The 24,260-nt window shown below is 46.8% G+C and carries 17 protein-coding genes; 15 read left to right on the plus strand and 2 right to left on the minus strand.

The genetic code is table 11. The annotated features are described in order from the left end of the window. The coding region (locus JJE36_02400) for a nucleotidyl transferase AbiEii/AbiGii toxin family protein (GenBank protein MBK5211154.1) at positions 1–571 on the plus strand (571 nt) is incomplete at its 5' end. 81 nt (positions 572–652) lie between these two features. After that, positions 653–889: a hypothetical protein gene (locus JJE36_02405; protein MBK5211155.1), complete on the plus strand. Its 237-nt coding sequence runs from the start codon at positions 653–655 to the stop codon at positions 887–889. Between the two features lie 526 nt (positions 890–1,415). Here JJE36_02405 and JJE36_02410 read toward each other — a convergent pair. Next, complete coding sequence (locus tag JJE36_02410; GenBank protein ID MBK5211156.1) at positions 1,416–2,369, minus strand: hypothetical protein; 954 nt, start codon at positions 2,367–2,369, stop codon at positions 1,416–1,418. 412 nt (positions 2,370–2,781) lie between these two features. On the opposite strand from JJE36_02410, the gene JJE36_02415 reads away from it, so the two are divergent. From JJE36_02415 to JJE36_02455, 9 genes are all read left to right on the plus strand, one after another. After that, positions 2,782–2,979: a hypothetical protein gene (locus JJE36_02415; protein ID MBK5211157.1), complete on the plus strand. Its 198-nt coding sequence runs from the start codon at positions 2,782–2,784 to the stop codon at positions 2,977–2,979. Further along, the gene (locus tag JJE36_02420) at positions 2,979–6,209 is read left to right on the plus strand and encodes an ATP-dependent helicase (GenBank protein MBK5211158.1); all 3,231 of its coding nucleotides are present in this window, start codon (positions 2,979–2,981) and stop codon (positions 6,207–6,209) included. The genes JJE36_02415 and JJE36_02420 overlap by 1 nt, the downstream gene beginning before the upstream one ends. Then, positions 6,209–6,805 carry a DUF4391 domain-containing protein gene (locus JJE36_02425; protein ID MBK5211159.1) on the plus strand — a complete coding sequence of 199 codons (597 nt, stop codon included), beginning with the start codon at positions 6,209–6,211 and terminating at the stop codon, positions 6,803–6,805. Before JJE36_02420 ends, JJE36_02425 begins: the two co-directional genes overlap by 1 nt. After that, positions 6,806–8,683, plus strand: coding sequence for a site-specific DNA-methyltransferase (locus JJE36_02430; GenBank protein ID MBK5211160.1), 1,878 nt, complete (start codon positions 6,806–6,808; stop codon positions 8,681–8,683). It abuts the gene before it with no gap. Between the two features lie 11 nt (positions 8,684–8,694). Further along, positions 8,695–11,793: a DEAD/DEAH box helicase family protein gene (locus JJE36_02435; GenBank protein ID MBK5211161.1), complete on the plus strand. Its 3,099-nt coding sequence runs from the start codon at positions 8,695–8,697 to the stop codon at positions 11,791–11,793. A 12-nt stretch (positions 11,794–11,805) separates the two neighbouring features. Beyond that, on the plus strand, positions 11,806–12,987 hold the full coding sequence (locus JJE36_02440) for an SIR2 family protein (protein MBK5211162.1): 1,182 nt from the start codon (positions 11,806–11,808) through the stop codon (positions 12,985–12,987). Continuing rightward, entirely contained in the window at positions 12,984–14,864 is a 1,881-nt protein-coding gene (locus tag JJE36_02445) for an ATP-binding protein (protein MBK5211163.1), read from the plus strand. Before JJE36_02440 ends, JJE36_02445 begins: the two co-directional genes overlap by 4 nt. A gap of 558 nt (positions 14,865–15,422) precedes the next feature. After that, on the plus strand, positions 15,423–17,162 hold the full coding sequence (locus JJE36_02450) for a DUF262 domain-containing protein (GenBank protein MBK5211164.1): 1,740 nt from the start codon (positions 15,423–15,425) through the stop codon (positions 17,160–17,162). A gap of 1 nt (position 17,163) precedes the next feature. Further along, positions 17,164–19,353: a DUF262 domain-containing protein gene (locus tag JJE36_02455; GenBank protein MBK5211165.1), complete on the plus strand. Its 2,190-nt coding sequence runs from the start codon at positions 17,164–17,166 to the stop codon at positions 19,351–19,353. A gap of 412 nt (positions 19,354–19,765) precedes the next feature. On the opposite strand, the gene JJE36_02460 is transcribed toward JJE36_02455, so the two are convergent. Continuing rightward, positions 19,766–20,761 (minus strand): YeiH family putative sulfate export transporter, encoded by a 996-nt coding sequence (locus JJE36_02460; GenBank protein ID MBK5211166.1) that lies wholly within the window; start codon positions 20,759–20,761, stop codon positions 19,766–19,768. 108 nt (positions 20,762–20,869) lie between these two features. Here JJE36_02460 and JJE36_02465 point away from each other — a divergent pair, with 108 nt between their 5' ends. The 4 genes from JJE36_02465 to JJE36_02480 all read left to right on the plus strand — a co-directional run bounded on the left by JJE36_02465 (position 20,870) and on the right by JJE36_02480 (position 24,240). Then, positions 20,870–21,049: a LysR family transcriptional regulator gene (locus JJE36_02465; GenBank protein ID MBK5211167.1), complete on the plus strand. Its 180-nt coding sequence runs from the start codon at positions 20,870–20,872 to the stop codon at positions 21,047–21,049. A gap of 68 nt (positions 21,050–21,117) precedes the next feature. After that, complete coding sequence (locus JJE36_02470; protein ID MBK5211168.1) at positions 21,118–21,663, plus strand: hypothetical protein; 546 nt, start codon at positions 21,118–21,120, stop codon at positions 21,661–21,663. A 27-nt stretch (positions 21,664–21,690) separates the two neighbouring features. Further along, on the plus strand, positions 21,691–22,815 hold the full coding sequence (locus tag JJE36_02475) for an aldo/keto reductase (protein MBK5211169.1): 1,125 nt from the start codon (positions 21,691–21,693) through the stop codon (positions 22,813–22,815). A gap of 198 nt (positions 22,816–23,013) precedes the next feature. Beyond that, on the plus strand, positions 23,014–24,240 hold the full coding sequence (locus JJE36_02480; GenBank protein ID MBK5211170.1) for an ABC transporter permease: 1,227 nt from the start codon (positions 23,014–23,016) through the stop codon (positions 24,238–24,240). Positions 24,241–24,260 lie beyond the last annotated feature (20 nt).

The raw sequence follows: 24,260 nt of genomic DNA on the forward strand, positions 1-24,260 counted from the left end.
CCAATACGGCAGCGTGCTTCCCCAGATAAAAACCGTTCGTCTTGAAGAGAACATTGCCGAAAAAATCGCTCGCCTTAACCGTACCACCACCGCCCGTGACATGTATGACCTGGCATGGATTGCGAATACGCCCGCAATTTCAAAATCACTCGACCTTGCTCTGATTCGTCGCCTTGCCGTGCTCAAGATATGGGTGGATACGAATGGTATGCACGCAGGTTCGATGGCTTGGAGCCCAGGTCACGAAGGATCAACGTTTGGCGCAGAACATTGGTTGCGCGTTCGCGATAAGAACGAATTCGACCTTGAAGACATCGGTGCGCTGACGGTTCCGGTGCCATCTACAAGCGAACTTTGCGATGCCGTCCGCTTTGGCTTTGCGTTTCTTGCCGATATGGATAACGATGAGCAAACGCTTGCTGAATCCAACGAACGGGACCGCTCGCTGGCAATACGGCTGCTGCAAGATCTTCCCGATGGCCGACTGGCGAATATCGGATTGTACTGGCCTTCTTATGAGTTACTGCGATTTGTTTTTGGTAGATTAGAAGTACCGCAGTTCGGAAGCTAAGAATCCCAGCGGTGGAAGACGCGCAATGAGCGCCCAGACGCTGCTGGAGCAGTGAAATATAATGCTCAATAGCAATCACAATTGATTAGAGAAGATATGTCTGCAAGTATTCAAGAGCTTCGCAAAATGACGGATGAGGAATTGATATGTGCTCATGATGAGTGCGCAAAAAATACAAGCGTTGGAGTTAGCTATTATCTAGATGAACTGCAACGCAGGAGCATAGAGCGCTCAAATCGATTAATGAATAGATCAACAATCGCCATCGTCATCATGACCGCTGTGATACTTATTGCAACTGTGTTTAATATGCATTAGCATTTTCAGCTTAATCAAATATGCCCCAGGATATCTGTCGCAACTGTCGCACCTAACATGTGACGTTATATGCGAAATCTCATGCGGTGAATCAGACAACGATAAAGCTAATCCGATATTCTGCGTACTATCCCGTTTATTCCCACTCTATTGTTAAGAAAATCCCCTCAGTCGCTCCAGTTCGGGAATAAATGGTTCAAAGAGATGTTTCTTTTAGAAATACGACGAAGCTTTTGAACTCAAAATGAACTCACCTATTTGAGAGTCATTTATTCCCCTGTTGCGAGTTGATAAGGAATAAATTGGAGAGAGAATTAATAAAGCTGCACTTAACTTCGCGCCAACTATAGAGCGCCCCTCCACCTTTCAAAATATCAAAGATTATGTCCGGACAACAACAGGGGGCTTGCTTCAACAATCTATATGATTGCCCGTCTTGTTAATTGCCAGGGAGAACAGGGGGGGCTTGTGCGCATGAAGCCACGTCGACACCCCTAGGAGGCTCAAAAACCGTTCTTCTTATGCTCTATAGCGACATTGCATCTTCCAGTTTTTTTGCGAAATCCTTGAGTTCAGAGAAAACGGCACAAATATCGAGATCCCGGTCGCTGCCTTTAATCTGAAATACAATCTGCCCACCTCTTATTTCGGGGATAGCGATATCGTGCGCGAGCACGTTCCTTAGGCCCACGTTAGGAATTTTACCTAACTTACCTTCACAAAACTCTTTGAATAATCCTTTTCGTCCATCGGCGTTCTTTAAATTAGCGTTTATATGCTTGTCAATTATGCGCCTGAAATGAAGATTCAAAATATTAGTATCTTTATCTGGAATTTTGTTAACAATTTTTGACTTAACAAAACTTTCGGTCAATATGAACGCCGACAGAATCAGTGCCTTTTTTGCAATATCCACATCGTCCAGGCTGTCGACTTTGCTCTCAATATCGGATATCTCGGCGATATATTTCTCATATTCTAGACCGAACTCTCTATATAGACGATAATCCTCGTCATCAGCTCCTCCCCAGCACCTAGTCCGCTCAGGGTAGTTATTCATCTCACCGCCATTTTCATAGAAGGTTCCTTCGGGAACGCCTTTTTCTCTTAGGAAGCCAACAACCTCCTCCTTTATCTCGGGTAACTCTGGAATTCTCAGCTTGATACTCGAGACATCATCTCTGCAGCTTCGATCATTTACAATGGCTGCTTTTTCGAAAAAGACTTCAATATGACTATCGATTACCCCAGACCGAGCTACCATTCTAACGGCCTCAGTAAATCCAATGTCTTTACCGAATGGTAAGTCGATTTCAAAATAATCTAGCAGCTCTTCGAGTACAGTTTCATCCAGCGTGTCTAAAGATGGCCACTCTACGTAACTCCCATATGCGCCATCGCCACTAGCACCTGTATCTTCGTCAATGTATGGATTAATAATATCCATCATGTTCTCGATGAAGTCAGCATCACTGTCCATTGCCGTTGCGCCTCCACTATAGTGCAGTCAACTGATATATGCTCACAAGTATAATCTTCTGTAGATAGTCAATGATGAGGGGGCGCTTGCATATAGTACGCAAATTGACCCGGCGTTCTATTCACTATGACGTGCTCACGTCATAGTGAATGCGGGGAATAAATTTAAAGAGGGTTTTTCGTAACGCAGTGATTTATTTTCGGCTTATAAGTTGAGGAGCAAGCAGAAAAGAAATCGATAAAGCATCGCGCCCCTTTCCAGCAGCAAACAGGTTACATGCAAGGCTGAAATGAAACGGTCCGTATCGTAATTGCAAAATTCTTTCTAGCAAATCTAGCCAACAGCAAAAGTTCGATATGAAAGTAGTGCTAAACTTTATATAAATTATTTCAGCCGTAGGAGGCTTTTGGCGATGAACGAAAACGAACTGAAGAAGGCACTTCTAAATGGCAAAAAGAGCGAACGCATTATCTTCGCTGTAACTCCTGAGATGAAACAGGCTGTCGGCAAACTAGCTGAAGAAAAATGCACCAACGTCAGCGCGCTGTTGGTTTCACTCCTCGCAGATGAGTTGCTGGAAAACCAGGATGCGCTTGGAGAGGCGCATTAATGGACATCGAATCATTTGACAACAAATCCCGCATTGTCAAAGACGATCTCGTTAAGCTCCTGAAATCAGGAGATAGGGTATCCGTCGCCTCGACCTGCTTCTCAATCTATGCCTACCAAGAGCTTGCAGAACAGCTCGATGGTCTTGATGGGTTCCGCTTCATATACACTTCCCCCGCCTTCCTTGGGCGCAAAGCTGACAAAGCACAGCGAGAGTTTTATATTCCACGATTGAACCGCGAGCGAAGCCTTTATGGGACTCGGTTTGAGGTAAAACTTCGAAACGAACTCACCCAACGAGCAATTGCTCGAGAGTGTGCCGAATGGGTCAAGTCCAAAGCGCAATTCAGGTCATTTGAAGGCGAGCAATCCATGAACAGTTTCATGGGGGTTGAGTCATCTGATGACAATTTTGTCTACATGCCTTTCGAGGAATTTACCACAAGCGGGTTGGGCACGAAGCCTTCTGTCTCTCGCTATCTCATGACCATGAGACAGGGCGCGCCAGCGTCAACAGAGCTACTGCGCATGTTCGACCAAGCCTGGAATGACGATGCGCTCCAAGACATCACCGAACAGGTGATAGAGTCTATTACTACGGTGTATCGCGAGAATGCGCCCGAACTGATTTACTATTCTGCGCTTTTCAATATATTCAACGAGTTCCTCGATGATATTTCGGAAGACGTGCTTCCCAATGAGGGTACAGGTTTTCGCGAGTCTGCTGTCTGGGGCAAGCTCTATGACTTTCAGCGCGATGCGGCGATATCGATCATCAACAAGATGGAAACCTACAACGGCTGCATCCTCGCAGACAGCGTCGGCTTGGGCAAGACGTTTACCGCCCTTGCGGTCATCCGATATTATGAGTCGCGCAACCGTAACGTTCTAGTGTTGTGTCCTAAGAAGCTAAAAGACAACTGGCTGACTTTTCGATCCAATCTCGTGAACAATCCCATAGCATCGGACAAACTGCGCTATGACATTCTCTTCCACACCGACTTATCACGTGAGCGCGGCGACTCCTGTTGCGGTCTTCCTATCGATCGTATCAACTGGGGAAACTACGACCTTGTTGTGATAGACGAATCGCATAACTTCAGAAATGGAGCGGGCACAGCGAGCAAGAACGACGATAAGGAAAATCGCTATCTGAAACTGCTCAACCGTATCGTGCGCGATGGTGTTCAGACCAAAGTACTCATGCTGTCAGCCACGCCTGTGAACAACCGGTTCAATGACTTAAAAAATCAGCTTGCCCTTGCGTACGAGGGCGATAAAGACAACTGGGCAGGAAGGCTGAGCATCGAAGGTGACGTCGATTCCGTGTTTCGCGCCGCCCAGGCAGCCTATAACGCTTGGTCAAAACTCCCTTCGGCCGAGCGCACCACCGACATGCTCACTGACATGCTAAGTTTCGACTTCTTCAAGATACTCGATGAGGTCACCGTTGCTCGTTCGCGCAAGCACATCCAGAGGCACTACGACATGAACGCTCTTGGGCCCTTTCCGAAGAGGAATAAGCCGATTTCCAAACGTGCGAAGCTCACAACGCTCGAAAACGCAATCAACTATAAAGAGATTTACGATGCCCTCGATCAGTTGTCCCTTGCGGTCTACATGCCCTCGCAATACCTGCTTCCAAGCAGGCTCCTGAAATACTCGAATCCTGATGGCGAAGGTGGTGGCTTAACAACCGCAGGTCGTGAACAGGGGATCCGCAAACTCATGCAGATGAATCTCCTCAAGCGACTTGAAAGCTCCGTCCATTCCTTCAGGATGACCTTAAAAAGAGTCCGGGACTATATCGCAGGTGTCGATGCGGTCATTGACCAATTTTCTCTTGCCAAGACGGGAATAGTCGAGGATATAGGTTTTCCTTTCGACCTTGATGACGATGATTCTGAGATGCCGGTATTTGAGGTCGGCGGGAAGACGAAGTTCGAAATTGCCGACCTTGACTACATCTCTTGGCAACGTGATCTTTTGAAGGACCTTGAAACACTTGATCTTCTCTTGCTCATGGTTGATGACATCACTCCCGATAATGATGCAAAACTCATTGACCTTTGCGAGACCATCAAGGGAAAGGCCTCCAACCCCTTAAATGGCAATAACAAGAAAGTGATTATTTTCACAGCTTTCGCTGATACAGCAAACTACCTCTTTGAGCATGTATCGAGTTATGCAAAAGAGGAAATAGGCTTGGAGGCTGCTCTTATTACGGGCAAGTCGTCACCAAAGTGCACTATCAAAAATATACCCAACGACATGAATACGATCCTTACTTGCTTCTCACCGGAATCGAAGGAGCGCGACACAGTATATCCCCACTTCCAAGGCAATGATATCGATGTGCTTATAGCCACCGACTGTATTTCTGAAGGGCAGAACCTGCAAGACTGCGACTACCTGATCAACTACGATATCCATTGGAACCCTGTGCGTATCGTGCAGCGATTCGGTCGTATCGACCGAATCGGATCGAAAAATGATGTTATCCAGTTGGTAAACTACTGGCCCGACATCGAACTGGATGAATACATCAAGTTGAAAAGCCGTATCGAACAGAAGATGCGCGCGACGGTGCTTACCTCTACTGGGGATGACGATTACATCAACGAAGCAGAGCAAGGGGACTTGGAATACCGTGAAAAACAACTGCGCCAAATGCAGGATGAAGTCGTCGATCTGGAAGACGTTTCAGGCGGTGTATCCATAACCGACTTAGGACTTAACGAATTCCGGATGGATCTTTTGGGCTACCACGATGAGAACCCGAATATCGAGAACATACCCCATGGCGTACATGCCGTAGTACACGGCGAAGAACCGGGCATTATCTTCATTTTGCGCAATATAAGCAAAGACGAACATATCTGCAGCAAGAACCAACTCCATCCGTTCTATTTGGTGTATGTGAAGGATGACGGCGAAGTTCTCAACACTCATCTTCAACCCAAAAAGGTGCTCGATTGGATGCGACTTCTCTGTAGAGGAAAAGCTGATCCCGATAAAGAGTTATGTGTCCGCTTCAATAAGGCTACAAAAGATGGGCGTGACATGAGTTTCGCTTCAGATCTCCTTGAGAAAGCGATAGCTTCAGTAATCGAAGTAAAGGATGAATCGGATATCGACAGCTTCTTCGGTGATGGCACAACGAGCTTCTTGGAAAACGACATCTCAGGTTTGGACGACTTTGAACTCATCTGCTTTTTGGTGGTGCGCTGATGCTAGGTTTGCCAAGCACAACCGAGGTGAACAGGCGCTTACCCAAAGAAGCATTTTATCGAAATCTCAACTTAGACAAGAAAACGCGAGAGCAATTTGTGTCCGAGGTAGAGCGCATAATGGTGGTGAACAGTATCAAGTCCGCGACAGTAAATATCCCTGACGGCAAAGTTGTACATGAGATTATGGTACTCAACATTGAACTCAAGGGTAGCGAGCTGCCAAAGCAGATTCTGGAAGCCATATCGAAGGCAAATGCTCATCAACTCATATTTGTTTTTGGAAAAGGTGGGCAATCGGCAGTTTATCGTCATGGACTACACGTATCAAACAAGATTGAGTCTTTGACTCTTGGCGGCGCTAACTTGGATGTCGCCTGGGACTCAATCGTTTCGCAGGTTGCGTTCGGAAACACAGAAGCAGTTGATATCGATGAGCGAATTGAAAAACAGAAACGATTAGCATCTCTTAAACTTGAGGTAGAGACTCTGAAGAAAAGTTGCATGAAGGAAAAGCAGATTAACAAGCGCAACACATTATTTGAACAATTAAAGGCAGCAAGAGAAGAACTTCAGACGATCGAGGAAGGCAACTAAATGGAAAAGATTAACCCCGCTACAACGGATTTGACACAAGAGAACCTTGCCAAGATAGCTGAGCTCTTTCCTGACGTGATTACTGAAGCGATGAATGATAACGGCGAGCTTGTCAAAGCAGTGGACTTCGATGCACTTAAAGAAAACCTTTCAAGTAATGTTGTTGAGGGAAAACGCGAGCGCTACCAGTTCACTTGGCCCGGTAAAGCCGAGGCAAAACTTGAAGCTCGTAAACCCATCGACAAAACATTGCGCCCTTGCCCAAAGGAGAGCGTTGATTGGGATACCACGGAGAACCTGTATATCGAGGGCAATAACCTCGAGGCGCTGAAGTTGCTGCGCGATAGTTACGCAGGCGAAGTGAAGCTCGTCTATATTGATCCGCCTTACAATACTGGTAACAATTTTATCTACGATGACGACTTCTCTGAATCAACTACTAATCATGTGGAACGCAGTGGCGAGTTTGATGAAGAAGGCGGCCGTTTGGTCTCTAATCCCGAAAGCAATGGGCGCTTCCATTCTGATTGGTGCTCAATGATGTATCCGAGGTTGACGCTAGCAAAAGATTTGCTTATAAATAGTGGGGCAATTTTTATCAGCATTGATGATCATGAAGTCACGAATCTTACAAAAATCATGGATGAGATTTTTGGTAGCGCGAATCGTATTGCTCTGGTTTGCCATAAAGCAAGAGCCTCAATCTCAAACGACAAAATAATATCACCGAACCACAATACAGTTTTATTTTACGCCAAAGACATCTCTGTGCTTGAACTGAACAGAAAGCAGATTGGACTTGACCCAACATTGGACGGTTTTGACTATGACGATAACAATGGCAGGGGTCCTTATCGTTTCGTTCCAGTTGATGGCCCTGGTGGGGCAAAAAAAGGAAATCCATATTTTGAGTTTCTTGGAGTAGAGGGCTATTGGCGCTTCTCTCGTGAAACCATGCAGTTAAAGTACAATGATGGGTTTGTTGTGCGGCGAGGCGACAGTCTATATCAAAAGTATTATAGGCATGATGCAGAAAAGACTAGAAAAACAGTAACAACCTGGTGGGATGATGCTGGCTTGACGTCTAATGCTACAGCGCGACTGAAGAAGCTTATGGGGGGAGCGGCTTTCGATACCCCAAAGCCTCTCGAGCTAATTGACAGAATGCTAAAAATGATGACATTTGATGATCCTTCGGCTATTGTTTTAGATTTCTTCGCAGGCTCTGGAACGACTGGAGAATCAGTAATGAGAACAAATGCTGAATACGGGGGCAAAAGAAGGTTTGTTCTTGTGCAGCTTGCCGAACAAATAAACGAAAAATCGGATGCTTTGAGTCTTGGGTACAGTAATCTTGCTGAAGTGGCGGCTGAACGTTTACGCCGATCAGGCCGCCAGATAAAGATAGACTACTTAGAGGAAAATGAGCGATTAGAATTTGGGGATGCCACATGCAAATCTTCATGTCCCGATGTCGGCTTCCGCGTCCTAAAAATCGACTCTTCCAACTACACCGAAACCTATCAGCCGCCAGAGATGGTTACACAGGGGGCTCTTGCTATGTTCGCCGACAACCTGAAAGCCGATCGCTCTAATCTCGATCTTCTTTTTCAGGTGCTACCAAAGTTTCGTATCCCGTATTCGGCGAAAGTTCAGGCAGTCGACATTGCCGGCAAGTCTGTCTTCAATGTAAATGACGGTCAATTGCTTGCATGCTTTGACGTGAATGTCGGTGTCGACACCATCGAGGCGATTGCAAAGCAAAAGCCAGTATATGCGGTATTTCGCGATGCCTCCATGGCCGATGACTCCACTGAGGCAAACTTCGAAGAACTGTTCAAGACCTTCAGCCCTGACACTATCCGTCGAGTAATCTAGGGGCGATGGATATGAAGTTCAAATTCAAAATACAGCCCTACCAGACGGAAGCAGCTGCGGCAGTCGTTAACGTATTCGAGGGACAGCCAAACCAAGGAGCCGCCAGCTATGTGCGCGACCTTGGCAAATCCGGACCATCCTCCTTATTCGACACCGCCGAAGGATACGGTAATGCGAGCTTGTCGCTAGTACCTGCTCAGCTGCTGCAAAATCTCCGTAGAATACAGTCCTATAACCACATCATGGAGTCGGCTGAATTAAGTACGGGTGCAGGAGCATGCTCGCTTGATGTCGAGATGGAGACCGGTACCGGTAAAACCTATGTTTACACCAAGACGATGTTCGAGCTCAACCGCTTGTATGGCTGGACGAAGTTCATCATTGTCGTGCCTTCTGTTGCCATCCGCGAAGGTGTGTTCAAGTCATTACAAAACACCGAGCAGCACTTCTTCGAGCAGTACAACAAGAGTATCAAATACTTCATATATAGCAGCAACAGGCTCAACGAGTTGGATGCCTACTCACAAAGTTCCGATATAAACGCAATGATTATCAACATGCAAGCCTTCAATACGTCGATGAAAGAAGACGGCAAGAGCAAGGAAGCACGTATCATGTATTCGGAGCGCGATGAGTTCGGAAGCCGTCGCCCCATCGACGTTATCGCCGCCAACCGTCCAGTCGTCATCCAGGACGAACCGCAGAAGATGGGTGGCAAGGCAACGCAGGAGGGTATAAAACGGTTCAACCCGTTATTCTGTTTGAATTATTCCGCAACGCACAAGGTCAAGCATGATACGGTTTATGTGCTTGACGCTCTAGATGCGTACAACCAGCGCTTGGTGAAGCGTATCGAAGTGAAGGGATTCGAACTCAAGAACCTGCGCGGCACCGATGGATACCTGTATCTTCAAGACATTATCGTGAGCAAGACGAAAGCACCTGTTGCGGTTATCGAGCACAAGAAGGTGAATGCATCGGGTAAGGTTCGCAAGGTTGTCGGACGTTTTGATGTAAATGACGACATTTACGACGCATCTGGCGGAACGAAGATGGAAGCCTATCGTGAAGGTTTCGTTATCGGTGAGATCGTTCCTGACCAAGACGGACACCTCGGCTATGTGCGTTTGCTGAACGGTATAGTTTTGGGCAAAGGGCAGGTCTATAGCGATTCTGCCGAGGATGACATACGCCGTATTCAGATTAGGGAAACCATACAGTCGCACTTGCAAAAAGAAGAGGCCCTATTCTATCGGGGAATCAAATGTCTTTCATTATTCTTTATCGACGAAGTTGCACGGTACCGGCAATACGATGACAAGGGCAACGAGTTAACCGTTGGCTACGGCAAGGTTTTTGAAGAAGAGTATGAGTGTGCCGTGGCAGAGCGTTTGGCGCGACCGACTACCAATGATTTAGTGGACAATCTCTATATTAGCTATCTGAAACACTTCGGAGCCCATGATGTGCACCGAGGCTATTTCAGCATCGACAAGAAGGGCCACAGTGTCGATAGCGCAGTTAAGCGTGGTCAGGAAGATAGCGATGATGAGTCGGCCTATGATTTGATTTTGAAGAACAAGGAGCGTCTTCTTTCCTTTGACGAGCCTACTCGGTTTATCTTCAGTCATTCCGCGTTGCGTGAAGGATGGGACAACCCCAACGTTTTTCAAATTTGTACGCTCAAGCATTCTAATTCAGAAACTGGCAAACGCCAGGAGGTCGGGCGCGGTTTGCGTCTATGTGTAAACCAAGACGGCGACCGTCAAGATCTGGCCACGCTAGGAGAAGGCGAGGTGCAGAAGGTCAACGCACTTACCGTCATCGCCTCGGAAAGCTACTCATCATTTGTGGCTGCGTTGCAGAAAGATATTAAGGCCGAGCTACGCGACCGCCCGCAGATCGTGACCGCTGCTCTTTTCAAGGGTCGTGCCTATACGATGGATGACGGACAAACTATCGCGTTCGCATCGGGTGAGGAAACCATCGCGTACGCTTTCTTACTCAAGAACGATTTCATCGACCTTGAAGGAGTGCCTACTGAGAAGTTCAAGGTAGAGGGCATCTCGTATGCAATAATTCAGCTGCCTGAGGTATTGCAAGCCAAAGCGCCTGCAATAGAAGCGTTGGTAAAGAGCGTTTACGATTCGCACGCCTTGGATAATATGGTATCCAACGGCCTTGAAACCAAGGTGACCGAGAACGGTTTGAATGAAAACTTCCATAAGAAAGAGTTCCAAGAACTCTGGAAACGCATCAATTCCAAACATGCCTATACGGTTTCCTTCGATGACGGAGAGTTGCGACGTAAGGCAATCTCACATATCAACGAACATCTCGTGGTAAGCAAACTGAGTTATGCATTGACTGTTGGTTCGCAACGTTCCGAGGCAACGCGCGAAGACCTCGCGGTGGGTGAGCAGTTTAGAACTCAGATCACCACAACGAAGGAAATCGAAGTTAGCCCTGCATCAAACGTGACATACGACCTGATTGGTGAAGTCGCTCAAGCGGCAGTGGTAACGCGTCGTAGCGCTGCGGCTATTCTCTCTGAGATAAATGCTGAGAAGTTTGCGTGTTTCAAGGAGAACCCTGAAGAATTCATCGCCAAGGTAAGCAAGGCGATAATTGCCGAGAAGGCAACCATGATTGTGGATCACATCACTTATCGCACGCTTAATGATCACTACGACAGCGAGATATTCACTGAGCGCATGCCAGAGAACATTACTAAGGCGATTCTCACAAAAAGATGCATCCAAAATTATGTGTTCACTGACAGCGGTCATGAACGTGAGTTCACGGAAGCCCTTGAAACAGCAAGTGAGGTGTGCGTGTACGCCAAACTTCCGCGTTCCTTTCAGATACCAACTCCGGTAGGAAACTACGCGCCTGACTGGGCTATTGCCTTCAACGAGGGCACAGTCAAGCATATTTATTTTGTAGCCGAAACAAAGGGCACCATGGATACCCTGGAACTGCGCGGTGTGGAGCATGCGAAGATTGCCTGCGCCAAGAAGCTCTTCAATGAAATGAGCACGACGAACGTGCGGTATTCCAATGTCGATAGTTATGAACAGTTGCTGAATGTTATTGGATCGATGGGATGAGGAGGAATACGAATGCCGAATGATCAACCGACACACTTGGTAACCAATGTTATCGATATCGTCAAGGGCGACGATGGTCGATTTTCTATCGATAATGATAATCACAGGTCATTTGTTTCTGATGCGTTTTCATGCTCTCACATCAACTTTTTGCTTGGTGCCGGCTTTTCTGCAGGAAGCGTTCAATGTCTTGGGGATAGAGAAAAATGGTCAGAAGCAATTAACGCATGCAACGAACATTGGTTTGATGGTAAGAGACAAATTGCAGAGGCTTTATTGAACTACGAGTTCTTCTGTAATGTGCTTATTCCAATGCGTAATGTTGAGCCATCGGATAGCCAGAAAAGACTTTGCCGTGAGGTAAAGAGAATAGTGCAATCTCGTGGTACGACCACAATCCCAAAGCGAGCCTGTGTGTTTACGACCAACTATGATCCACTTATCGAACTCGCCCTTGAAGCAGAGAACTGCATATTCAACGATGGCTTCGAAGGAAGAAATCAACCACGGTTTGCAACCAGGTCATTCAGTCGTCTCCAATACGTGCAGTCGCTTTCGATGGAATATGCCTCCCAAATCCCGACAATCAACGTCGCGAAGCTCCATGGGTCTTTAACTTGGCGGTCGGATGATGGTCAAACGGATGACATCTACTATTGCGACTATAAGAAGGGGCTAGATGCACTAGCGGAGGAGTATAAAGTTCTTTTAGAGAATCAAACTGTGTGCAAAACATTCGAAGTAATTGGCGGCGAGCCTAGTGAAGCTTCGCTTGAGAGCCTTGCCAAAGCTTTGGGTAGCATTGATGAAATTGCATGCGATAAACTCTTATCATTTTCCAAGGCGTACTATTTGGGATTCAGACTAGTGAACCCTGCAAAACAGAAGTTCGCCGATACGGTCCTTGGTCTTACCTACTATGAATTATTACGTCTGTATGCAAACGAACTTGATCGAAACAATGCTCTCTTAGTTGCTTTTGGATTTTCTTTTGCAGATGAGCACATACTCGAAATCACAAAGAGGGCACTTGAGAATCCACAGTTAATGCTCTGGGTTTGTTGTCACACCGAGGACAATCTTGACGCTTATCAATCTTTGTTCAGCTCTGTATCAAATGTTTGGTTTTTCAAGGCTGAAGAGAAACTTGATCTTGAAGTCTTTTGTGATGTCTTGGGCATGGTCGGCAAATGAATAATGACTCTACACTTGTAGCTCGCGTCACTGAGATTCGAGGCACTAAAATTCGAGCAAAGGTATTTAGCGACAAAAACGAAGCTTTCATTTTCCAGGGTGGGCGCTTGATTCGAAATGTTTCTGTAGGTGGCTACGTGAAAATACCCTGTGGCTTCAATCAAGTAATCGGTAGGATTGATGGCGAGGTTCAAGAAGAAAAACTCAATAGAGAGCCTGATTATTCAAAGCGCTCTACACAAGGCTCATCATTCAATAGGTTTATCGACATCTCTGTATTCGGTGTCAAGGTTGGAAATAGATTTGACCGCGGAGTCACAATTCTTCCGCTTGTCTCATCAGATGTATATGTATTGACGCCCGAAGAACTTGCACTGATAAGTTCGCATATGGAACCTGGGCAAGATTCCTTTAGATTGGGCAACCTTGCTGGCCAAGATGGCATATCGGTGATTGTGCCCACGAGCTCACTATTTGCGAGCCACATAGGGATATTCGGCAATACTGGATCAGGGAAGTCAAATACGCTTTGCCGCATCTACAGCGACTGCCTTGACAAAATGAAACAATCTGGTGCTTTGGGAACCGGAAAGAGTCAATTCATCGTAATCGATTTTAATGGGGAGTACATTGCGCCAACGGTTCTTACTGATGCAAAGAAGGTATACAACTTAAGCACTGATACGAAACAGGGAGGGGATAAGATTTCCGTTCCCGATGATTTCTATTTCGACCTTGAAACATGGTCCATTCTTACGCAGGCAACCGAAAAGACTCAAAGGCCATTTCTGCGATCCTGCATCAATACGGCAAAGAGAATCAAAGGAGCGGATGACCCTGAGGCTTACCTTGCAAAAATGATCTCTGGATTTATTGGAGATTACTGTGGCAAAGCTCCTTTGTTCAATGAGCAACGGGAAGAATTTTCTCGCACTATGGCATATCTTATTGACAAAAATGATTTGGAATCTGCCGAAGACACTGTTCTTGAAAGTGTTGAAGACATTGAGGTCTTTAGCTATTGCGACCCTCCGACTTTGCGAATAGTGGATACGAATATATACGGAAACACCCCGGAGATGTTAGTCTCCAGTGTTTTTGAGAAATTCATGGAACTCGAAAAGGACTATATATCTTTAATTAGCGATATCCCGGGTCTCATCGAGTTTGTTGCAAAATTCCTTTTCCTTCAGCGCTGGCGAAAAGGGAGCATCATAAGAGACCATATTTCTTTCTGGATTCCAAGGCTTGACAATCAGCTTCGCGAGGCGAGGAAAATATATGTCACTTCTGGTCCGAGTGGGATGTTTGATGATGGCTATGCAGTGAGGGTATATTCGCTACTCGACGTGAACCAAGAGCAGAAAAAGCTTATTCCCCTTATCATTGCTAAGTACATTTACCGCGAACAGAAGCAGCGCGGCAGACTGGATACAACAACGAGTGTGCATTTTATTATTGACGAGGCTCATAACATACTGTCATATTCTTCGCAAAGGGAAAGCGAAGGTTGGAGGGATTACCGACTTGAAACTTTTGAGGAGATAGTAAAAGAGGGCAGGAAATTTGGTATGTATTTGACTGTGAGCAGCCAGAGACCGTCAGACATTTCTGCAACTATCATTTCTCAGATGCATAATTATTTAATTCATCGTCTGGTAAACGATGAAGACTTGTCCGCAATAGCCAAAGCTGTTTCGTTTATCGATCATTCCACGAACAGCATGATCCCCGTTCTTCCTCAAGGTACATGCGTTGCCAGTGGCACAGCGGTCCCATATCCTACGCAAGTACGCGTGGACCAACTTCCAGAAGAGCGGCGTCCCCGAAGCGCAGATAGGGATCTTGCCTCAGCCTGGGCGCTCGAAAAAACATGATACACCCCAGCTATAGAGTGTGTTCAAGGCGATTTGCTGGCCCCATAAAGGAACAAATCGCTAGTGCTCGCGTCTAGAAGGAGGCCGGCCATCGCTCCAGATCTGATAGCGCGTTGCGATGGTGCCTCAGAAACCCTTTGTTGTCGCCCAGGACCAACATAGTGATTATGTCTAAGGATGTTGCCCTCTGGTATATTCCGGCTTTCGACTAGGTAAGCGGCAGTAATGCGCGTTGCGCGTCTTTCTCATCGCCAAGGCCCTTACCTTCGCTGTCGCAAGCAGCGCAGCTTATGAAAACCAATCGTCGGCTGGTCGATGTCGGCTACACAAACAGCAGCACTTGTTGATGATGCTCTTATGATGGGCATCACACGCAGGAAAGTTTACGGAGGGACTGGTGCATCACTCAGACCATGGGGGTCAGTACGGATCGCTGATGTTAAGGCAGATGGTAGCGACTATGTTGAAAAGATGTTTAAGGGGATAGCGGGACAATGCTGCAGCTAAACATGCTTAGGAGATATAGCTCCGAAATATTGGATGAGGGGAATCAAAGGAATGAGCTTAGCAAAAGCTGACATAAAACTCGAAACGAAGATTGTTGGTTTTGTTGAAGGGAAATTCTATGTTCCATCTTTTCAACGCGGATATCGATGGGGGCAAGATGAGGTAACCCGGCTACTTGATGACATTAATTCAAACGGGACAAAAAATTATTGTTTGCAGCCGGTTGTTGTAAGAAGAAGAGAAGATTCCTTTGAACTGATTGATGGACAACAGCGATTAACAACGTTGTTTCTTATCTATAAGTACATGAACATTTCCAGTTCCGGCTTCCTCGATGAGCCCAAATTCTCTTTGACTTATGAAACAAGAGAAAAATCAGAAGAATTCCTTGGATCCATTGACCGCTCGAAAAAGGAAGAAAATATAGATTTTTGGTTTATGTGCGATGCCTACGAGACAATCGAAAAGTGGTTTGGCAACAAGGACAAGAAATCAACGCTGACCAACATCAACAAGTACCTCGATGAAAATGTCAAAATCATCTGGTATGAGGTAGATGAGTCTGAAGATGCCATAGCACTGTTTACGCGCCTAAATATCGGGAAAATACCCCTGACGAGTGCAGAATTAGTAAAAGCGATGTTCCTGAGCCGCGATAATAATTCCGATATGGATCGGGAGAAGCAGGAAGAAATTTCTCTCCAGTGGGACAATATTGAGAAGGAGTTACACAACAACTCTTTATGGTATTTTCTTACCAATCGCTCAAATTCAAAATATCAAACACGCATTGACTTGATCTTAGATTTGATTTCGGACAAGCCGGCGGACAACAAGGAAAAATACTACGCATTCTTCTATTTTGATGACTTGAATCAAAAAGAGAAGTTAAGCGAGATCTGGAAAGAAATCCAGCATACATTTTTAATTCTCAAAGACTGGTATGAAGATCATGAGCTCTACCACAAAATTGGTTACTTGATTGCTTCAAATACTAAGTCTTTGCAGGATATTTTCGCATTATCCAAACGCGAAATAGACGGAAGAGGCATAACAAAAAACCGGTTCAAATCAGAATTAGACGCGTACATCAAGGAAAGTATTGCCATATCCACCAATTATTCTGAACTAAGCTATGAGAAAACTACGGATTGCGAAAGAATCAGCAAGCTGTTGCTTCTATTCAATGTTGAATCCATTCGGCAAAACGGCGAGCAGACTCATTGGTTTCCGTTTGAAAAATTCAAGTTTCAAAAAACAGGCAAGGTATCTTGGAGCTTGGAGCATATACATGCGCAACAGTCAGAAGGTATGCAAAAGCAAGATGATTGGAAGGAATGGCTAAGATTACATATTCCTTCTCTTGTGTCACTGGGTGAGGGGCACGATGAACTGATTGAGGAAATGAAAAGTGCCAGTGATAAAGATCGTCTGGAGCGTCTGGACTTTGAAGACATCCAGCAAAAGGTAATAGAAGAATTATCCACACAGGGGAACACTGAGTATATGCATTCTATTGCAAATTTAGCTTTGCTTAACATGAGCGATAACGCGGCTCTCAATAATTCCACATTTGATGTAAAACGAAATGCAATTATTGAAATGGATAAAAAGGGTCAATATATTCCGTTTTGCACAAAGATGGTTTTCTTGAAATACTACACGCCATCTGCGAGCAATCAACTACATTTTTGGGGACAGCCAGACAGGGTCGCATACATAAAGGCGATCAATTCTACACTTAAAAATTACTTGGCCGAAGAAATTTTAATAGAGAAGGAGGCTGAATAATATGGGAACATCTCTTAATACTTTTATTGAAATATTTAATAGCGATTTTGAAGTTGACGAAGAAACCGTCCAGCTGAAAAAGATAGCGATCCCAATTATTCAGCGCGACTATGCCCAAGGTCGCATAAATGAAGAGGTTAATCGTATTCGGGCGCGTTTTCTGGACTCTCTACACCAAGCCATATTGGCTAATCCCATCACCTTAGATTTCGTTTACGGAGATATCAATGCAAATGGCGTAATGACACCGCTGGATGGACAGCAACGCCTTACAGCACTTTTTCTCCTGCATTGGTACGCGGCGAAGAAAGAAAACATAGCTGCTTCAGAGTATCTTTTTTTGGGCAACTTCAGTTATGAGACACGGTACAGTGCGCGCGATTTCTGCTCTTTTCTAATCAAGTTTAATCCTTCATTCACAAATAAGCTGTCAGATGAAATCGTTGATCAGGCATGGTTTCCGCTCGACTGGAAAAAAGATCCGACAATCAGTTCAATGCTGGTGATGCTTGATGCGATTCAGGATGAATTCGCAGAGACCGATGGAATTTGGGTAAGACTGAAAGAGAAGGCAATAACATTTTACTTTCTTCCCATAAAAGATATGGGACTTACTGATGAATTGTATATCAAGATGAATTCACGGGGGAAGCCACTAACGCAATTCGAACACTTCAAAGCTGAATTGGAACGTGAACTTCGGAAGATCGATGATCCTATAGCAAAGCGTATCATCAAGAAGATCGATCTTGATTGGACTGATATGCTCTGGCGGTATCGTGGCGACGATAATGTGATTGATGATGAGTTCCTGCGTTATTTCAAGTTCATTTGTGACATCATTTGTTACCAGAATGGCGGGACGACACAAGGCAAGAGCAACGATGAATTTGACCTCTTGAAGGAATACTTTTCTGGGAAAAATGAAAATGTGATGGCTAATATCCAAACGCTGGAAGACTATTTTGACTGTTGGTGCTGTCTTCAGGGCGATAACGCTCCAGACAAGTTTTTGGAACAATTCATTTCATACGAACACCAAGCTGGAAAGATTAAAGTCGAAAATACGTACAAAATTGGCATTTTCAAAGACTGCTTGCGTAATTATGGTGACATATCAGGTAATGGTAACAGGCTGTTCCCGTTGAATAGGATCGTCCTTTTATATGCTGTTATCTCATATTTCCTGAATAAAGGCACAATATCCACTGATGAGTTCTCACGAAGACTAAGAATTGTAAACAACCTAATACAAAATTCAGATGATGAAATCAGCGATAGTGAATTTAGAACAAACGGTAATAGAATGCCGGCTATTTTGAAGCAAGTTGATGCCATTATCAAAACCGGCGCAATCGATGACGCCATAGAGAAAAACCTGAATCCGAATCAATTAGCTGAGGAAGCTTTAAAGATTACATGGGTCGAAAACAATCCGGACAAGGCCGAAGCGTTATTTGAATTAGAGGACCATGATTTGCTTCAAGGACAGATCGGTATTGTCGGCTTGGAATACCCTGAATACTTCCTGCGTTTTCAATCCTTGTTTTCCTGCAATGCGGACCTTGTTGATCGTGCACTTATGTCCATCGGGAACTACGGACAACGAGAGAGAAACGGACGGAGATATCAATTAGGTTCTTCATCCCGCTCGACGGCGTGGCGAAATCTGTTTCACAAGAGCGGTAATGCTGGATATGAAGGAACAAAAGCTGTCCTCCTGGAGCTGTTATCTCGCGCCGATTTGTTTAGCGATGACATTTTGTCTGGTATCTTCAATGCCTACATCGATGAATGCGAAAAAAACAATAATTATGAGTGGAGATACTACTATATTAAATATGATCTTTTCAGGCCTGGCAGCTTTGGGAAATATCGCTGGGAAGATTTTGAGAAGAGACCATACGAATTTTTAGTTATGCAAACAGCATCAATGATTTCCGAAAACACTTACCAACCGTTTTTAAAGGCGGTTTATAAAGATAAACTCTCAAAAGACAGTTGTGGGAAACGTGCCATTGATGGTGAAAATTATATGGTATGCGAGAACACTGCCTATGTTGTAAAGAATATTGAGACGGACATGGAAGTCAACAGAATAGCTATTGCACAAAACGATAAAGGCATAGACACGGAAGATAGAATAAAGAAATTACAGCGCTTCTTGAAAGAACGAGATCAAAAAATGTAGGAAGTCGACGCGGACACTCCTTGTGGTGTGAGCTATAGATTTGGATACAAGGAGGAAGTGATGCCCGTTACCTTTAATCGATTTCGTTCGCTAGGGCGGTCTACCCGAATGCGATTTTGCAAGTAATAAGGGATGGGTAAACTCCATCCCTTATTACTTCATCGGATAGCTTGACTTGAAGTGGACTCCAGGGGGTAGGCTGATTCGGACTGCCAGCCATTTCTAGTATCGAGTCCCCTAAGCTCCACCAAAAAAATAGACGCCCCTCTACTTGCTTTCGCAGGTAGGGGGGCTTTCTTATTGCCTCACATAGCGTCGACGCCACGTAGCGCAGGCCCTCGCGGATCCAAATCTCGTCGCTACACGGGGTGCTCGCGCGAAACGCCGAAAGATTCAGTATCGGGCGAGCTACCTACATGCGGATCATCGCGTATTGTACGGCGAGTGACGTGCATGCCAGCACCGCCCAGCAAATCAGCCCGAGCAAAATCGGACGGGTCCCATTCTTTACGAGCTTCACCAGGTGCGTGTTCAATCCGATCGCCGCCATGGCCATGACGATCATGAACTTTCCGACCTCGCCGAGGAATCCGGTTACACCCAGCGGCAGCGGAATGAAGGTGCTGACTATGGATGTCGCTGCAAATCCCAGAACGAACCAAGGGAATATTTTCACGATGCTATATCGGCGTTCAATACCATCGCCTGCCGGTTTTCGGGTCACGACGAGGGCCAAAGCAAGCGTTACCGGAATGATCATCAGAGTCCGCGTCAGCTTGACCATGACGGCAAGGTTGCCAGCCACATTGCTGAAGGAGTAACCGGCCGCAACCACCGACGAGGTGTCGTTGATCGCCGTACCCGCCCACAGGCCGAAGGTCTGGTTGCTCATGTGCAAAGCGTGTCCCAAGACCGGAAACAGGAACGCGGCGATTACATTGAACAAGAAGATCGTCGAAATGGCGTGGGCCACGTCTTCATCGCTCGCACCGATGACCGGTGCCGTGGCCGCGATAGCCGCGCCACCGCAGATTGCTGTGCCAACGCCGATGAGAGTCGTGGTTGCGCTATCGGTTTTAAGGAGCCGACCGACGAAGAAGGCGGCGAGAAACGTCGCCGTCAGCGTGAACGCCATCAGAACAAGCGTCTGCTGTCCCGCTTTGAGCACTGTAAAGAGATTCATCTCGAAGCCTAAGAGGATGATCGAGTACTGCAGCAGCTTCTTAGAGGTGTATTGGACGCCAGCGTCAAGAAGTTTCGGCCTGTTCCAAAAAGCCAGAACCATCCCGAAGAGGATGCCTAGCACCGGGCTCCCGATGACGGGAATCGCTTTACCGATGAGCCAAGCCGGAATTGCAATCAACACGGTAAGCAGAACGCCTGGAACCTTGGCAGTGATGGTCTTCAATGGACTTTCCTTTAACGTTGCGTCGCGGATCCCCGTCGTTCACGGCGGGGAGGATGTCAAATCAGTCTAACGGTTATCTTGAATCTAAGATATCTACTGAGGTGATATATGAACATCAACATCACGCTACGCCAACTAGAGGTGCTCACGGCCATAGGCCGGAAGGGTACTGTCACTGCTGCTGCTCGGAGTCTCGGTATGGTCCAGTCAGCGGCCAGAACATCGCTTTCAGAGCTCGAGCGACTGTTGCGCAGACCAAGGAAGCCATCGCCGCTGCGCGCGGTGTAAGTACTGAAGCACTGGGGAGCGTTACAATCGCAGCAAGCACGACGATCGGGAACTACCTGCTTCCTGGAATGCTTGCGCCCCTGCTTTTGCGCCATCCTGGGCTCGATACAAACCTGCGCCTGGGGGCTACAGACGCGGTTGTCAGGTGGGTGGAATCGCGGGTTGCCGACTTTGGCTTTGTCGAGGGCCCGTTCTCAGGGCATCGAGTGGAGCGCATGCCTTGGCTTGCCGACGAGGTCGTGATTGTTTGTGGGCCATCGCATCCGTCCAGCGAATTATTTGCAGTAACATCGGAAGAGCTGTCTGCTACGCGCTGGATCATGCGTGAGCCCGGATCCGGCACGCGCGCAGTCGTTGAAGATGCTCTCGCACGCGCTGGAATACGACTTGATAACCCCCTTGAAATAGGTGCCACCGAGGCGATTAAGGGCTTCGTCTCTGCGGGAGTTGGAGTGGCGGCTATCTCGAGACGTGCAATCGTGCCTGATCTGGCGGCCGGAACTTTGGTCGAAGTACAATCCGGTATTGACATGTCACGGACGTTCACCGTGATCACTGTGCGTGATGCGTTCCTCGGGTCGAAAGAATATGAGATAGTAGACATCGATCGATAATCGAATATGAGCGAAAAGGATATTTGAATGGACAAGAAATTCGGCTTCGGCTGCATGAGGCTTCCGCTTCTCAACAAAGACGACCAGGCGTCGGTCGACCTCGACGCGTTCGAAGAGATGGTGGACATCTATCTCGAGAGGGGATTCACCTATTTCGACACTGCGTACGTCTATCACGGTTACCATTCCGAAGACGCCGTGAGAAAGGCGCTTGTCGAGCGTCATGACAGGAGCGAGTTCGAGCTGGCGACAAAGCTCCCTATGAGGGAATTCGAGTCGAAGGAAGAAATGGAGCGGATTTTCAACGAGCAACTCGTAAAACTCGGTGTCGATTACATCGACTACTATTTGCTCCACGCCATAGTCGTCGATACCTATAAAAAAGCTGAGGAATTCGATTCCTTTGGATTCTGCTTTCAGAAAAAACGTGAGGGAAAGATCAAGAATTTCGGGATATCATTCCATGGCACTCCCGAGCTGCTGGAAGAGATCCTCACCGCGTATCCCTCTCTGGACTTCGTCCAGTTGCAGATCAACTATATCGATTGGGAGAACCCCGGAGTCCAATCGAGAAGATGCCATGAGATAGCTCGCAAGCACGGAGTGCCGATCATCGTCATGGAGCCGTGCAAGGGCGGAAATCTCGCAGTCGTGCCGAAAAAAGCAGAAAAGCTGATGAAGGGGTATAACCCCGAGGCCTCGATACCTTCCTGGGCCATTCGTTTTGCTGCCGGCCTGGAGGGTGTTTTCATGGTGCTGAGCGGGATGAGCGACAGGGAGCAGGTGCTCGATAATACATCGTATATGCAGAACTTTAAGCCTTTGAATGAGGATGAGCGTAACATAATCGGGCAGGTCGTCGATATCATCAACAAAGACAAGGCGATACCGTGTACGAACTGTAGATACTGCGAGAAAGAGTGCCCGCAAAACATCGCCATCCCGGACTACTTCGCGCTTTACAATAATGCGAAACTTTCGGCGACGGGCAGCTTCTCCAGCCAGTTCGTCCACTATTCGAATCTCACCGCGACGCATGGCAGAGCGAGCGATTGCATAGAGTGCAAAGAATGCGAGGGCGCATGCCCGCAACATTTGGAAATCGTCGAATTGCTGAAGGATGTCTCCGCCAAATTCGACGTGACGCCGTAGTTTTTTTCCGTGAGATCGAATTTCAGATGTTATAATTAGATATACCTAAATATATCGAGAATGATTCTCGCCTCATGATATCGCATATAAAGATATCGTAATTTTCAAATCGGTGATTTTTTCAGCGTTTATATTTTTGTCTTTTTTGGGTATCGATTATCTACCAATACTTCGAGTGGAAACGGAAAAAAATTGAGCATGGCAAAACAACAAGGGAAAACTGTGTTTACAAGATGGTGGCGCAAGAGATACAGCCAGCTCTCGCCGAATCTCCAGCTAGTGGGTTTGCAGATGTGGATGCCACTTTTCTTCATCACGATGTTCTGTCTTTGTTATATCTATGCGTTCCACGCGCCCACCCTCCAAGACATGCCGATCGGGTACGTGGCGAGTTCGCAAGCGACAGGCACGCAGGGCAAGAGTCTCGAGAAGATGCTCAAAGGAGCGATAAAGATCTCATTCTATCCGACATTCGATGCCGCTTCGGCGGCCGTCCGAAAAGGTGACATGGCGGCAGCGATTGCTTCCGGCGCGAAGTCGGACACACTCATCATCGCCTCCTCTCACCAGAACCAGGCAGCTATAATAGCAGAAAAGGTCATAACGCCTGCTGAAGCGGCTTTGGGAAAAACCCTGAAGGATGCAGACATCGCACCGCTTCCCCCCTATGACTGGGCGGGCACCGTGACCATGTACCTTATGATGGTGACTTGTTTCGGCGGGTATATGGTGGCAATGTTCTTGAGCATGGTGGGCGGTCCTTTGAAACATTCGACCCGTTTGATAACTTTAGGTCTCATGAGCTTCATCACTTCGTTCATCGTGCAGTTCCTCGTCGGTCCCGTAATCGGAGCAGTCCACGGGCATTTCCTGCTGCTTTGGATGTCAGGGTGGCTGTGGATGTTTACCATCGGAGTTTTTGTGAACGGTATCGGTTATTTCACCGGTCGTTTCGTGACCGTGGCGGCGATGTTGGTCTTCATATTCTTGAGCATGCCGGCCTCGGGTGGCGCTTTTCCGGTTTATATGATGCCGAAACTGTTCCAAGTGCTCAACCATGTGGTTGTCGGTGGCGCATTGAGCGAGATGTTCCGACACATCATTTATAACGTTGGGCCGGGTCTTTTACGCGCCTACATCATGGCCGCCGGATATCTGATTGTCGGCGTTATCCTCTCCATCGTAGGAAAACGCTACTGGGAGTGGAAGCAAGCCTCCCGTATCCTAGCCGGTGAGACGACGATGTTTAAAGACGCCAACGACGCGAAGGCGGCGAATTCTGATCGGATCCGTCGACAGATCTTCAAAGACGCCGGTATTCCGTTCCCCGACGACGTCCCCATCGAAGTCGCCGACGAAGCGATTGCCGTCTCGGGGCATGTCGACGACATGTTCTATGCTCCCAACGAGCTCACGCACGATTAGAGAAGCGCCCTCTCATCGAG

The sequence above is a fragment of the Coriobacteriia bacterium genome (genome assembly GCA_016649875.1).
Taxonomy (GTDB): domain Bacteria; phylum Actinomycetota; class Coriobacteriia; order WRKU01; family JAENWW01; genus JAENWW01.

Bases quoted from the DNA above. Each gene is read 5' to 3' on its own strand.
- JJE36_02410 (MBK5211156.1), bottom strand. From the start codon at position 2,369: ATGGACAGTGATGCTGACTTCATCGAGAACATGATGGATATTATTAAT.
- JJE36_02415 (MBK5211157.1), top strand. From the start codon at position 2,782: ATGAACGAAAACGAACTGAAGAAGGCACTTCTAAATGGCAAAAAGAGC.
- JJE36_02420 (MBK5211158.1), top strand. From the start codon at position 2,979: ATGGACATCGAATCATTTGACAACAAATCCCGCATTGTCAAAGACGAT.
- JJE36_02425 (MBK5211159.1), top strand. From the start codon at position 6,209: ATGCTAGGTTTGCCAAGCACAACCGAGGTGAACAGGCGCTTACCCAAA.
- JJE36_02430 (MBK5211160.1), top strand. From the start codon at position 6,806: ATGGAAAAGATTAACCCCGCTACAACGGATTTGACACAAGAGAACCTT.
- JJE36_02435 (MBK5211161.1), top strand. From the start codon at position 8,695: ATGAAGTTCAAATTCAAAATACAGCCCTACCAGACGGAAGCAGCTGCG.
- JJE36_02440 (MBK5211162.1), top strand. From the start codon at position 11,806: ATGCCGAATGATCAACCGACACACTTGGTAACCAATGTTATCGATATC.
- JJE36_02445 (MBK5211163.1), top strand. From the start codon at position 12,984: ATGAATAATGACTCTACACTTGTAGCTCGCGTCACTGAGATTCGAGGC.
- JJE36_02450 (MBK5211164.1), top strand. From the start codon at position 15,423: ATGAGCTTAGCAAAAGCTGACATAAAACTCGAAACGAAGATTGTTGGT.
- JJE36_02455 (MBK5211165.1), top strand. From the start codon at position 17,164: ATGGGAACATCTCTTAATACTTTTATTGAAATATTTAATAGCGATTTT.
- JJE36_02465 (MBK5211167.1), top strand. From the start codon at position 20,870: ATGAACATCAACATCACGCTACGCCAACTAGAGGTGCTCACGGCCATA.
- JJE36_02470 (MBK5211168.1), top strand. From the start codon at position 21,118: ATGCTTGCGCCCCTGCTTTTGCGCCATCCTGGGCTCGATACAAACCTG.
- JJE36_02475 (MBK5211169.1), top strand. From the start codon at position 21,691: ATGGACAAGAAATTCGGCTTCGGCTGCATGAGGCTTCCGCTTCTCAAC.
- JJE36_02480 (MBK5211170.1), top strand. From the start codon at position 23,014: ATGGCAAAACAACAAGGGAAAACTGTGTTTACAAGATGGTGGCGCAAG.